General features: G+C 35.6%; 12 protein-coding genes. 1 reads left to right on the top strand and 11 read right to left on the bottom strand.

Annotated elements, in window-relative coordinates:
- Nucleotides 1-53: 53 nt before the first annotated feature.
- Nucleotides 54-1,691: a DAK2 domain-containing protein gene (locus tag MN187_RS00825; RefSeq protein WP_242094582.1), complete on the bottom strand. Its 1,638-nt coding sequence runs from the start codon at nt 1,689-1,691 to the stop codon at nt 54-56.
- An 84-nt stretch (nt 1,692-1,775) separates the two neighbouring features.
- On the bottom strand, nt 1,776-2,138 hold the full coding sequence (locus tag MN187_RS00820) for an Asp23/Gls24 family envelope stress response protein (protein WP_071456054.1): 363 nt from the start codon (nt 2,136-2,138) through the stop codon (nt 1,776-1,778).
- A 218-nt stretch (nt 2,139-2,356) separates the two neighbouring features.
- On the opposite strand from MN187_RS00820, the gene rpmB reads away from it, so the two are divergent.
- Nucleotides 2,357-2,545, top strand: coding sequence for a 50S ribosomal protein L28 (rpmB, locus tag MN187_RS00815; RefSeq protein ID WP_071456053.1), 189 nt, complete (start codon nt 2,357-2,359; stop codon nt 2,543-2,545).
- A gap of 44 nt (nt 2,546-2,589) precedes the next feature.
- Here rpmB and MN187_RS00810 read toward each other — a convergent pair whose 3' ends face one another.
- The 9 genes from MN187_RS00810 to priA all read right to left on the bottom strand — a co-directional run bounded on the left by MN187_RS00810 (nt 2,590) and on the right by priA (nt 12,994).
- The gene (locus tag MN187_RS00810) at nt 2,590-3,240 is read right to left on the bottom strand and encodes a thiamine diphosphokinase (protein ID WP_117973489.1); all 651 of its coding nucleotides are present in this window, start codon (nt 3,238-3,240) and stop codon (nt 2,590-2,592) included.
- Complete coding sequence (gene rpe, locus MN187_RS00805) at nt 3,240-3,893, bottom strand: ribulose-phosphate 3-epimerase (RefSeq protein ID WP_242094017.1); 654 nt, start codon at nt 3,891-3,893, stop codon at nt 3,240-3,242. The genes MN187_RS00810 and rpe overlap by 1 nt, the downstream gene beginning before the upstream one ends.
- A gap of 16 nt (nt 3,894-3,909) precedes the next feature.
- A complete protein-coding gene (rsgA, locus tag MN187_RS00800; RefSeq protein WP_242094015.1) occupies nt 3,910-4,794 on the bottom strand; it encodes a ribosome small subunit-dependent GTPase A in 885 nt (294 codons plus the stop codon).
- Between the two features lie 344 nt (nt 4,795-5,138).
- Nucleotides 5,139-6,998 carry a Stk1 family PASTA domain-containing Ser/Thr kinase gene (pknB, locus tag MN187_RS00795; protein WP_242094013.1) on the bottom strand — a complete coding sequence of 620 codons (1,860 nt, stop codon included), beginning with the start codon at nt 6,996-6,998 and terminating at the stop codon, nt 5,139-5,141.
- A complete protein-coding gene (locus MN187_RS00790; RefSeq protein WP_117973492.1) occupies nt 6,995-7,747 on the bottom strand; it encodes a Stp1/IreP family PP2C-type Ser/Thr phosphatase in 753 nt (250 codons plus the stop codon). Before MN187_RS00790 ends, pknB begins: the two co-directional genes overlap by 4 nt.
- Nucleotides 7,748-7,764: 17 nt before the next feature.
- On the bottom strand, nt 7,765-9,135 hold the full coding sequence (gene rsmB / locus MN187_RS00785; RefSeq protein ID WP_242094011.1) for a 16S rRNA (cytosine(967)-C(5))-methyltransferase RsmB: 1,371 nt from the start codon (nt 9,133-9,135) through the stop codon (nt 7,765-7,767).
- A complete protein-coding gene (fmt, locus tag MN187_RS00780; RefSeq protein ID WP_242094009.1) occupies nt 9,128-10,072 on the bottom strand; it encodes a methionyl-tRNA formyltransferase in 945 nt (314 codons plus the stop codon). The genes rsmB and fmt overlap by 8 nt, the downstream gene beginning before the upstream one ends.
- Entirely contained in the window at nt 10,065-10,556 is a 492-nt protein-coding gene (gene def, locus MN187_RS00775; RefSeq protein ID WP_117973494.1) for a peptide deformylase, read from the bottom strand. Before def ends, fmt begins: the two co-directional genes overlap by 8 nt.
- A gap of 23 nt (nt 10,557-10,579) precedes the next feature.
- Nucleotides 10,580-12,994 carry a primosomal protein N' gene (priA, locus tag MN187_RS00770; protein ID WP_241699573.1) on the bottom strand — a complete coding sequence of 805 codons (2,415 nt, stop codon included), beginning with the start codon at nt 12,992-12,994 and terminating at the stop codon, nt 10,580-10,582.
- Between the last annotated feature and the right edge of the window lie 19 nt (nt 12,995-13,013).

Genomic DNA, 13,013 nt, shown 5'->3' with positions numbered 1-13,013 from the left:
ACTCCTCCTTTTTAACTGTAAAAAAAGTCAAACCAATGTTTGACTTTTTTATCTTATTCAGCTGCAAATAAATATGGATAAACTGGTTGATCTCCTTGATGAATCTCAACTTCTAAATCACTATCCATTTCAAGCAACGCTTCTTCTAATAATGATGCTTCTTCATTTGTTCCATCTTCTCCAATTAAGATTGTCACAATTTCAGTGTCATCATCAATCATTTGTTTTAATGTTTCTAAACATGCATCAAAACGACTTGGAGTTGATACCACAATTTTTCCTTCAACCATGCCCAAGTTATCGTCTGTTTTAATTTCAACGCCATCAATGCTTGTGTCACGAACAGCCGTTGTGACTTGACCGCTTGTTACACCATCAAGCATTTCTAACATGTTTTTTTGGTTTTCTTCAAGTGATACTTGATCATTAAATCCTAATAGTGCCGTCATTCCTTGAGAAATTGTTTTCGATGGAATCACGATCGTTGGCACATCACTGACTTCTGCTGCTTGATCAGCTGCCATGAAGATATTTTTATTATTAGGTAAGATAATCACGTTTTCAGCGTTCACTGATTGGATTGCTAACATAATATCTTCTGTACTTGGATTCATTGTTTGTCCACCACTAATCACATGATTAACACCCATGCTACTAAACAAGTCTTGAACTCCTTTACCAGCAGCAATTGAAATAATACCATAAGGTACTTTTTCTTTTGGTTCTTCTGCAACTGGTGCACTTGGAGTGTCAAGTAATGATTCGTGTTGCAAGCGCATGTTATCTACTTTAATTTTGATTAATGAACCAAATTTTTGACCATAATTCATGACTTTACCAGGTTGCTCTGTATGAACATGAACTTTGATGATTTCATCATCGGCTACAACTAATAATGAATCACCAATTTCATTTAAGTAATTTCTAAATGTGTCATAATCAAACGTACTATCAACTGTTGGTCCTTCACCAATTTTTACCATAATTTCTGTACAGTAGCCAAATTTAATGTCTTCAGTTGACATATGGCTTTGAACACTACGATGATGTTCAGCATTAACCATCTCTTCCATTTGAGCTGGTGATGGTTGATAAATTTCACTTTCAACTACTTTGCCAGATAAAGACTCAACGAAACCTTCATAGATAAAAACAAGTCCTTGTCCACCACTATCGACAACACCAACTTCTTTTAAGACAGGCAACATATCAGGTGTTTTAGCTAACGCTTTTTTAGCACCTTTTAGAGCAGCTTCCATGACTTCTAATGCATCATCACTCTCTTTTGCTTTTTTCTCAGCGGCAATCGCAGCACCTCTAGAGACAGTTAAAATTGTTCCTTCAACAGGTTTCATCACTGCTTTATACGCAACTTCTACACCATTTTTAAACGCATCTGCTAAGTCTTGTGCGTTTAATTCTTCTTTATCTTCAATTTTTTTTGAGAATCCTCTGAATAATTGTGACAAGATAACGCCAGAGTTACCACGTGCACCCATTAAAAGGCCTTTAGATAAGATTGCAGCTAATTCTCCAGCATGTTCCGTTGTTGCCTCTCTAACAGCTTTTGCTCCACTAGTCATCGATAAATCCATATTTGTTCCCGTGTCACCATCTGGTACCGGGAAAACATTTAAAGAATTGACAAATTCGGCGTTTTGGTTCAGTCTATTGGCTCCAACTTGTACCATTGCTTGAAATTGCCCTCCGTTGATTGCTTTTAGTTCCACTAAAATGTTCCTCCTCGTATGTTTAACACTTAATAGCACATGATTTTATTCAGGTTGCACACGCACGCCTTGTATAAAAACATTTACTGAGTTTGCAACAACGCCAAGCATTGTTTCAAGATTGTATTTGACTTTTTCTTGCACATTACGACTTACTTCAGAAATTTTTGTTCCGTAACTTACCATGATGTACACATCCACTGCTACACCGTTTTCTTCTTGGCGTACTACTACCCCACGAGAATAGTTTTCTTTACCTAAAATATCATTTAAATTGTCTTTAATTTGATTTTTGCTTGCCATACCAACAATCCCGTAAATATCTGTGGCAGCACCACCGACAACTGTTGCTATAACATCATTTGAAATTTCAATGGTTCCAGCTTGTGTTTTAATTTTTACAGCCATTTTACTACCTCCTCAAAGTCAGTATTACCCATTATCATTCTTTAGTTTATCATAAACACGATTTTTATTAAAGAATAATTATCTTTAAACGCTTATAACATCGCTTTTATTGTAACTTTATCATATTTTTTATTGCTTTTTGTTTCTTTTTATGATAAATTGTTTTAGTATGATTAATAGAATCGTAAAAATGCCAGCAAAGCAAAGGAGGGAATATCATGGCAAAACAATGTTATATAACTGGTCGTAAAGCAAGAACTGGTAACAACCGTTCTCACGCAATGAACGCATCTAAACGTACTTGGGGAGCTAATCTTCAAAAAGTTCGTATTTTAGTTGACGGTAAACCAAAAAAAGTTTGGGTTTCTGCTCGTGCTTTGAAATCTGGTAAAGTTGAACGCGTTTAATAAAATAGATATTAAAAAAGCAACCTAACTAGAGGCTGCTTTTTTTATTTGTCTTTAGATTGAATGACACACATCATGCCACTTGAAAATGAAAATCTTGTTGTTTTACCAATGAATTCATTACTTGCATAGGAAGTTGGTTGCATCACATCAACATCATCTAAACGATACTTCGCATCATATAACGATAAATGTGTCATAGGTGTTAAACAAACATATGCTAAATATTTTTTATCTGGCTCTTTTTCAATTGTATAATCTCCTGGCAGAAAATAAGAAATCGTATTTTGATTGTCTTTTATCACAAGCCTTGTAGCGACTGATTTAAAGCGATCTTGCAATGGCAACCATAGATTAGCTAGAAAATGATCTATTCGCCCGCCAGTACCACCTATTAGGATGATTTTAGCGTCTTCTGATAGTTCACTAGCGACAGAAATACCAATTTCAGTATCCGTTTCATCTTTTTCAGCTGGGTATTGTGTCACTTTTTCTACATGTTCTTTAACATAAGACAGTTCTTCAGAACTTAGTGAGTCAAAATCACCTACCGCCACATCAACAGATAACCCATGACGAACACCTTCGTAAGCTCCCCTATCAACCCCAATAATATGACTTGCTTCATCAAATCTATCCATGCTTGGCCATAATGATTTATCACTACCGGCCAACACAATAACCGACTTTTTCATTACTTACCTGCTTCTTTTAATTTTTTAATCGGCTCAGCGACATCATCATATTTATAAACATATGATCCGGCCACTAACACATCTGCTCCTGCTTCAACACATTCTTTTGCAGTCTTATCATCCACGCCACCGTCAACTTCAATTTCATAAGTGTATCCTTTAGCTTGTCGTAACTCTGCTAGTTCACTTACTTTATCTAAACATTCTGAGATGAATTTTTGACCACCAAATCCTGGGTTAACTGTCATTACTAAGACTAAATCAACCATTGATAAAACAGGCTTAATCATCTCAACTGGTGTTCCTGGGTTAATGACAACTCCTGCTTTTACGCCACTTGCTTTAATTTGTTGAATGACACGGTGTAAATGTTTCGTACTTTCAGCATGTACGGTAATAATATCAGATCCTACCTTAGCAAACTCTTCAATAAAACGCTCTGGTTCAACCATCATCAAATGTACGTCAAACACTAAATCAGTGACTGGTCTAATAGATGAAATAAGTGCCGGACCAAATGTAATATTGGGAACAAACTGGCCATCCATGACATCAATGTGAATATAATCTGCTCCTGCTTTATCAACGCGTTTAACATCTTCTCCCAATTTTGAAAAATCTGCACTTAATATTGATGGTGCTATCTTTACCATAGTTTTTTCCTCACTTTTATTTATTTTTTTTATATACTGGTTTTCGGTTATCAATCTCATCATAAAATTGTAAATAGTGATCATATCGACTAGATAATATTTCACCTATTTCAACTCTTCTTTTCACTTCACATTTTGGTTCATGACGATGTTTGCATTCTCTAAATTTACAGTAAACTGACGCTTCAACAAATTCTGGAAAACGTTTCGGCAATTCATCCAGTGTCATTTCTAAGAAATCAATTGAACTAAAACCGGGAGTATCTGCTACTAATCCGCCAAATAAATCAATCAGTTCAACATGTCTCGTTGTATGGCGACCACGTCCCAAACTTTCGGAAATCTCTCCTACTTTTAATGATAAATCTGGTGATAATTGATTTAATAAAGTCGACTTACCTGCACCTGATTGCCCCATAAACACAGTTAGTTTGTCTTTGAAAAAACGCGTTAAATCCTCTAATGAGTTTTTGTCAGCTAATAAAACAGGATAGCCTATTTTTTCATATTCTGTTTGAATGACTGCTATATGATTACGTTCTTCTTCATTGGCTAAATCCATTTTAGTCACATAAATAATCGGGTCGATGTCTTTTTCAGATAGAGTAACTAAAAAGCGATCTAAAAGATTCGTTGAAAAATTAGGTTCAACACAGCTTGATACGACAACGCCCTGATCAATATTAGCGACTGGTGGTCTAACTAAATCATTTTTACGCTCATAAACATCTAAAATATAACCGTCTGTTTCATTTGTACTCTCAAATTCTACCCAATCTCCGACAAGTGGTGTAATATTTCGATTTCTAAAATTACCTCGTGCTCGTGTTTGATAACGTTTACCTTTATAATCAATGTAATAAAACCCGCTTAATGCTTTACATATCTGTCCTTTAGGCATTTATTTCCTCCTTTAGTAGTCATATCATTCTAGGGTTATTGTACCATATTTCACTTTTATTTAAGAAAAAATATAGCATAATAACACTTAATAGAAAACCCCACTGACATTACAGTAAATATAAAAGCCGTCACAACATCAAATTCGTCTTCAGAAAAGCCAAGAAATCCTAATAAAACTTTACTAAAAACGTCAGATAGCCATTCACAATCACTTATACTTTTAGGTGCTTCTACCATTATTACTAGTGTAGGTACTTTTATTCTCAGAAGAAAATTAGTTTAATCAATAAAAAATACCCAAGAGATAGGTTGTTACGACCTTTTACTCTTGGGTATTTTTCATTAATCTTTTTTATCTTTTGGCTCACTTTGACTAGGTTTGGTGTTACTACCTTTATTGTGATTATTATGATTTTCTTCGTTTTCAGGTTCTGAACTCTGAGTCGTTTCACTTGATTCAGTGGTTTCACTTGAAGACGTCGTTGAACTACTTGGTTGTGTTTTAACTGGTTCTGGACCCATTGAGTAAACAACTTGAATATAATCACCTTTTTTAACAGGTGTTCCACCAGCAGGAGATGTATAAATAACCTGACCTTGTGGAACAGTCGCACTGTATTCTTGCGATTCACCTTGAAGGATTAATCCTTCGCTATCAATATAACGAAGAACTTGATCCCTAGTATAACCCGCTAAATAAGCTAAAGAAAAGTTGTCTGGTCCTTTGCTAATTGTTAAGGTGATTGTCTCGTTCTCAGGAACAATATCTGTTCCTTGCTTAATACTTTGAGAAATAACAGTATCTTTTTCCACTTCATTCGATGACTCGTTTTTCTCAAGTATATTGTCTTCTTTAAAACCTAAATCTAATAAGGCTTTTTTTGCCTTATTAGAAGCTAATCCTTCCACTTCAATCATCGAAACAGTCTGCTTACCTTTACTTACATACAAAGTTACTTCAGATTTTTTTTTGACTCGGGTGCCAATTGGCGGTTGTGTCTTAACAACATTACCTTCTGCTATTTTATCATCTGACACTTCTTCTATTTTCGAATTAACTTTTATTTTTTTTGCATCTAATGCATTGATAGCTTCTGTCTGTGACATATTTTCGACATCAGGGATTTCTACCTCATCTTGTCGTGTCCCTAATGCAAATAATCCCACGCCAATTGCCACCAAGATAGCAAGGAGACTAAAAATAACTTTATTTCTTTTAGACGAAGACTTTTTCTTTGGTTTTTCTTCTTCAGATAAATCTAGTTCAGATTCTTTCAAAGGTATCTTTGAAACGATTGGATCGGGTTCTTTTACAGGTGTTAACATAATCGTTTCATCTGTCATAGAGCTTGGTGTATAGATTGGTTCATTTGCTCTTTCTGGACTTAAGGATGTACTTAAATCAGAATACATGTCATTTACTGTTTTATATCGATCTGAAATTTCTTTTGCTGTAGCATGGAGCACCACATTTTCCAATGCCTGTGGAATATTAGGGTTATATTGTCGAACAGATGGAACATCTTTTTGAAAATGTTTCAAAGCTATTGAAACAGCCGATTCCCCCTCAAACGGTACAGTTCCTGTCAATAACTCATATAAAATAATCCCTAATGCATAAATGTCAGATTGTCTTGTTGACATACCACCTCTTGCTTGTTCTGGTGACAGGTAATGTACTGACCCGAGCAATGTATTAGTTTGAGTCAATGATGTTTCTGATAGAGCAATCGCAATCCCAAAATCTGTAATCTTTACATTTCCTTGTTCATCAACTAAAACATTTTGTGGTTTTAAGTCTCTATGAATAATACCATGTTCATGTGCCAAAGACACTGCTGATAAAATCTGTTCCATCATGTAAACGACTGTATCTAATGGGATAGGAGAATAATTGCGAATATAATGTTTTAAGTCAGTTCCTCGAACATATTCCATGACAATATATTGCATGCCATTTTCTTCTCCTACATCATACACACTAACAATATTAGGATGAACCATTTCTGTTGCGGCAAGAGCTTCACGTTGAAACCGTCGAATCGCATTTTGATCATCTTGAAAATCGAAACGTAATACTTTAATTGCCACTTCACGATTTAAAATCAAGTCACGTGCCAAATAAACATTTGCCATTCCACCACTACCAATATTCCCTATTATTTCATAGCGTTCCCCTATTTTTGTCCCTATATTTATCATGGTGTATCCTCCTGTAACTCATCATCAAAGTCTATCAGTAGCACAGTAATATTATCTGTTCCGCCAGCTTCATTTGCTTGTTCGATTAACTCATTAACCCGACTATTCAGTGACTTGCCATTTGACATAATCATTTTAATATCTTCATTAGATAACATATTAGTTAACCCATCTGAACATAATAAAATTATATCTTTTTCCTGACAATTGATCAGTGATATATCAACTTCAACTTCACCTGGTACGCCAATTGATCTTACTAAAATATTTTTTTTCGGATGATTTTGAGCCATTTCAACAGATATTTCACCCGTTTTAATTAGTTCATTAACCAGCGAATGATCTTCAGTCAATTGTTTAATTTCCTGATTCCTCACAATATAAGCTCGGCTATCACCTACATGTGCTAAAATTAATTCTTTTTCTAAAATAACAGTTGATACAATAGTCGTACCCATCCCAAACATCTCTGGATTGGTACTGCCTTTATCAAAAATTCGTGTATTTTCTTCTTGAATGTGAGAAACTAACCACTCACATACCTCGTCTTTTTGAGTTAACATGGTTTCTTCCCAAACTTCGCCTAATCCAGTAACGGCAAGATAACTTGCTGTATCTCCAGCTTGGTGTCCTCCCATTCCATCTGCGACAATCGCTAATGTAATGTCTTTTTTATTTTGATAAACACCAACTGTATCTTGATTATTTTTTCTTTTACGTCCTACACTCGTTTGGAATTCAATTTGCATGCTTACACTCCCTTAATCTATGCTTTTCGTCTAAAACAACTGATAAAAAATCCATCTGTGTGATAATGATGTGGGTACAACTGCAACTGTTTATCATGATAGCTCTTAGATAAATGCGCTGCTTCTAAAACATCTATTAGCTCAAATTCAGGATGTTTGTTTAAAAATATCGCTACCACATCTTTATTTTCTTCATGAGTCAATGTACATGTGCTATATGTAATTATACCCCATTGTGCTACTTTTGGCACAATACTTTCTAAAATTTCCAATTGAATCCGTTGTAAATTCATAAAATCTTCGGGAGTTTTATGGTATTTAATGTCTGGTTTTCGACGTAATAATCCTAATCCAGAACACGGTGCGTCAATTAAGACACGGTCAAAATAATCATCTGGAAAGTTATTTTTCACTTCTCTTGCATCTAGTAATATCGCCTCAACAACATCTTCAACATGTAATCTTTCCGCATTTGACTTGATCAATTTTATTTTGTGTTGATGAATGTCTAATGAAATGACTTTTCCGCCTTTATCCGCTTCTAAAAAAGTCGCGATATGTGTCGTCTTCCCACCAGGTGCTGCACAGGCATCTAACACAGTATCATTTGCATTGATTTGCATACTTGGTGCAACTAACATAGAACTTTCATCTTGAATGGTCATTTTTCCTTCTTTAAACAATGAGCTACTTGCTAAAAATCCTTTTTTAGCAACGACTCCATAAGGTGAGACCTGACTTTCTTCTACGTCTAATCCTTCTTCACACAACACATTTATGGCTTCATCTCTTGCAATGACTCGTGTATCTATTCGTGCACTCACATGACTTGGTGTCAAAAGTGATTCTCCTAGTTGTTTTGTCTCTTCAAATCCAATATCATCTATCAAACGTTTAGTTAACCATAAAGGCATACTAATTTCAATGGATAAACGTTCTACTTCATCTTTAATCTTATCTAAAGAAGGCACTCCATGACGTTGAATGTTACGCAATACACCATTAACAAATTTTCCAATGCCTGGATTTCCTTTTGCTTTAGCAATGGTCACAGCGTCATTAAAAATGCTATATTCTGGTACTTTATCTAAATAAATCATTTGATACATTGATAGGTATAATAATTGTTTTACCCACATATCGACTTTTTTAGCTTTTTTAATAAAAGGAGCTAAATAATACTCTAATGTCAATTGACGACTGATTGTGCCATAGACAATTTCTGTCATCAAACGGGCATCTTTATCAGATAGCTGATGGCGTTTGATTGCTTCATTGATTAAAACATTTGAATAAGCTTGGTTATTGGCAATTTTCGTTAGTAAATCTAACGCTGTATAACGAGCTGTATGTTTAATGTGTTTTGGTACTTGTTTTTGTTTACTCAAGAACGTCTCCTACTTCCACTGTTTTTCCGATTCCATTTAGAAAATCTGTCACACTTAATTGGCCTTTTCCTGCTGGTTGGATAGTATTTAATTGTAAAACACTCGACTTACCACATGCTACTTGCAAACAATGCTTATCTTTTAAAATAATTGTCCCTGGCGATTTATCTGTTGTTTTTTCTGGCAATGGGGTTACATCCCACATTTTCCATCTCTTATCTTGATACATTGCGTAAGCTACTGGCCATGGGCGCATGCCTCTAACTTGGCAGTCGATTTCTTGGGCTGTTTTATTCCAATCAATTCTTTCTTCTTCACGTGAAATATTTGGAGAAAAACTGACCAATGATTCATCTTGTGGCGTTGGTGTCATCTTGTTAGCTAATAAATCTGGCAATGTTTTTAACAACAATTCCTTGCCTAAAAGACTTAATTTATCAAACATACTTCCAACATCATCTGTATCTAATATAGGAATGGCTTCTTGGGCTAAAATATCTCCTGCATCCATTTTTTTAATCATTTCCATAATTGTGACACCCGTTTCTTTGTCACCATTGATGATTGAATAGTGAACAGGTGCTCCTCCACGATACTTTGGTAATAATGATGCATGGACATTAATCGCACCAAATTTAGGAGTCTTTAACAAGCGTTCAGGTAAAAATTGACCGAATGCTGCCGTGACGATTAAATCTGGATTAAGCGCGATAATCTCTTCTAATTCAGCTGATTGACTGATTTTTTCTGGTTGATATACTGGTAATTTTAAATCAAGAGCTGCTTGCTTTACTGGAGGCGGAGTTAACACACGTTTTCTTCCAACTGGTCTATCTGGTTGAGTTACAACGCCAACCACATCATACCCTTCACTCACTAATCCTTCTAAAATTGGCACTGAAAACGCCGGTGTTCCCATAAATACTATTTTAGTCATAACCATGTTCCTCCATGTAATCAATTAATTCATCTGGTGATAGCCTTTTTATTATTTTATCAATAAATAGCCCACCATCCAAATGTTCTATCTCATGCTGCATCACACGCGATAAATAATCTGAGGCCTCAACCTCAACTTCATATCCTTCTCTGTCAACAAATCTCACTGTAATATCATCAAATCTCTCCACTGTTCCATAAACTTCCGGAAAGCTTAAACACCCTTCGACATCGATGGTTTTTCCTGATTTTTTTATAATTTCTGGATTAATCATCTCAAAGATACCTGATTCGTCATCTATATGGACAATAGCCACTCGAGATGACACGCCAACTTGGTTAGCTGCAAGTCCTATTCCATCCTTTTCAAGCATAATGGCATGCATTTCATCTAATAAATCTATCAACTCATCATCAATTTCTGTCACTTTTTTTGTCGGGGTAGTTAATACAGTGTTAGGATATTTTATTATGTCTCTCATGTCAAACTCCTTTATTTTAAGCACTAAATAAAATGCTGTGGTTCCATATCGATACTAACGCGCAAGCCGCTTCTAATATCTTTTTGACTCTCTTGTAATATTTCTTCTAGTACTCGCCCTAAATTTTCTTCAAATCGATATTTTATCACCGTTTGATAAAAGTAACGACGATTCATCCTTGCCATTGGTTTTGGTGTTGGACCTAAAATGACGGCTTGTGGGGTTAAGGCTTGTTTGATTTTATTTGCTATCTCGTGCATTTTTTTTGCTGCTTGAAGCTCTTCTTCATGGCTCACCACAAGTTGTACGGTGTAATAGTAAGGTGGGTATTTCCCTTGTCTTCGCAAATTCATCTCATGCTGATAAAATGCTTCGTAATGCTGATTTTTTGCTAAAGTAATCGCGTAATGTTCTGGGTTAAAGGTTTGAATAATCACTTGACCTAGTTTTTCTCCACGTCCGGCACGACCACTTACTTGTGTTAATAACTGAAACGTCCGCTCACTTGAACGAAAATCAGGTAGATTTAATGCTGTATCTGCGTTTAACACACCAACTAATGTCACATTTGGAAAATCGAGCCCTTTTGCTATCATTTGTGTGCCAAGTAAAATATCTGCTTCTTTGGCTTCGAATTTTTGTAATAATCGTTCGTGACTTCCTTTTTTACGTGTTGTATCAACATCCATGCGCAAAATTCTAGCATCTGGTAATAATTGTTGCAATTCTTCTTCGACTTTTTGTGTCCCTGTTCCATAATAACGAATTTTTTTACTATCACAAATTGGGCAACATTGTGGAATACCTTCTTCATGGCCGCAATAATGACACTTCATTGATTTTGTATCCATGTGAAGCGTTAATGAGATATCACAGTTTGGACAAGGCAACACGTAACCACAATCTCGACACATCATAAAGGAAGAATACCCACGACGATTTAACATCAAGACCGACTGCTCTTTTTTCTCTAGACGCTCAGTCAATTCATTTAATAAAGATGTTGAAAAACTACCTGTGACACCTTGTTTCAACTCACGTCGCATGTCTACCACTGATACAGTTGGTAAAATAGCATTATCCGAAGCTCGTTTGGTTAACTGCAACAAGTGATACACATTTTTTTGTGCCCTTGCTCGTGATTCTAAAGATGGCGTCGCACTTCCAAGTAACACTGGACAGCGATGATACTCTCCTCGCCAAATTGCTAAGTTTCTAGCATGATACCTCGGTGATTCATCTTGTTTATAACTTGTTTCATGTTCCTCATCAATAATAATTAACCCGATATTTTCTAGTGGAGCAAAAACAGCTGACCTAGCCCCAACGACGACTTGTGCTTCTTTACGCTCAATTTTTCGCCACTCATCGTATTTTTCACCTTGAGACAAGCCGCTATGTAACACTGCGACTTTATCTCCAAAGCGTCGTTTAAATCGTGTTACGGTTTGAGGAGTTAGGGAGATTTCTGGAACAAGCATAATAGCTGTTTTTCCTTCTTCCAATACATGGGAAATAGCCTGTAAATAAACTTCAGTTTTTCCACTACCTGTAATGCCTTCTAATAAGAACACATCATTTTGATGATCTGAAACAGATTGGCTGACAGCATCTAAAGCAACTTGTTGCTCTTTATTTAATACCAATGCGTCATCTTGTTGAAACAACCGATTTTTATATGGATCTCGGTAAACTTCTCGTTCATCTTGTACTAACCAACCTAATTCCACTGCTTCTTTAATCACTTGTCTGGATAAGTCATAATGCTCAACTAATTCTTTTACTGAGAATTCACCGGTTTGTTCAGAAATAAACAAATCTAATAATTTGTGTTTTTGATGAGCATTTTTCCTAATGTGCGTTTGAATGTCTTGCAGTGTTTCTTTGGGTAAGTTTGCTTGCACAACTTTCATCGTTTTAACTTTATTTTTGGTTGTCACTTCATAACGAATATCAACTGCTCCCTCTTGCCTCAAACGATGTAGCTCGGACAAATAAGGGGTATCCTTTATTTCTTCCCAATCACGCTCTGCTAATCCTAAAAACACCTCTTCTTCAATATGAGTCGGGATATCTCCCACTGATACTAACCATTTTTTGTAAGTTGAACGCATCACACTGGGTAACATCGTTTGAAGACACGTAATTTTAAATGAAAAAGTCGTCTTTGCCATTTCTTCAGCCAAGAGCAACAACTCATCATTCACTACAGGGTGTAAATCTAAAACAGCTTTTATTGGTTTTAAGTTATCTACCTCTTTTTCACTTTCTATATCAACAACAAAACCTTGTATTCGACGATTTCCATTACCAAATGGCACATCGACTCTCACACCTACTTCAATGGCTTCTTCCATATCATTTGGAATTAAATAAGTAAAAGGTTGATCTGTTTGCATCGTTGGAACATCAACTATCACATGTGCTATTTTGGGCATTTCTTCACCTTCTTTTTTT

The sequence above is a fragment of the Vagococcus sp. CY52-2 genome (assembly GCF_022655055.1).
Lineage (GTDB): Bacteria > Bacillota > Bacilli > Lactobacillales > Vagococcaceae > Vagococcus.
The sequence above is the reverse complement of the archived record's forward strand: the minus strand, read 5'-3'. Positions and strand labels throughout refer to the sequence as shown.

Bases quoted from the DNA above. Each gene is read 5' to 3' on its own strand.
- MN187_RS00825 (WP_242094582.1), bottom strand. From the start codon at position 1,691: ATGGTACAAGTTGGAGCCAATAGACTGAACCAAAACGCCGAATTTGTC.
- MN187_RS00820 (WP_071456054.1), bottom strand. From the start codon at position 2,138: ATGGCTGTAAAAATTAAAACACAAGCTGGAACCATTGAAATTTCAAAT.
- rpmB (WP_071456053.1), top strand. From the start codon at position 2,357: ATGGCAAAACAATGTTATATAACTGGTCGTAAAGCAAGAACTGGTAAC.
- MN187_RS00810 (WP_117973489.1), bottom strand. From the start codon at position 3,240: ATGAAAAAGTCGGTTATTGTGTTGGCCGGTAGTGATAAATCATTATGG.
- rpe (WP_242094017.1), bottom strand. From the start codon at position 3,893: ATGGTAAAGATAGCACCATCAATATTAAGTGCAGATTTTTCAAAATTG.
- rsgA (WP_242094015.1), bottom strand. From the start codon at position 4,794: ATGCCTAAAGGACAGATATGTAAAGCATTAAGCGGGTTTTATTACATT.
- pknB (WP_242094013.1), bottom strand. From the start codon at position 6,998: ATGATAAATATAGGGACAAAAATAGGGGAACGCTATGAAATAATAGGG.
- MN187_RS00790 (WP_117973492.1), bottom strand. From the start codon at position 7,747: ATGCAAATTGAATTCCAAACGAGTGTAGGACGTAAAAGAAAAAATAAT.
- fmt (WP_242094009.1), bottom strand. From the start codon at position 10,072: ATGACTAAAATAGTATTTATGGGAACACCGGCGTTTTCAGTGCCAATT.
- def (WP_117973494.1), bottom strand. From the start codon at position 10,556: ATGAGAGACATAATAAAATATCCTAACACTGTATTAACTACCCCGACA.
- priA (WP_241699573.1), bottom strand. From the start codon at position 12,994: ATGCCCAAAATAGCACATGTGATAGTTGATGTTCCAACGATGCAAACA.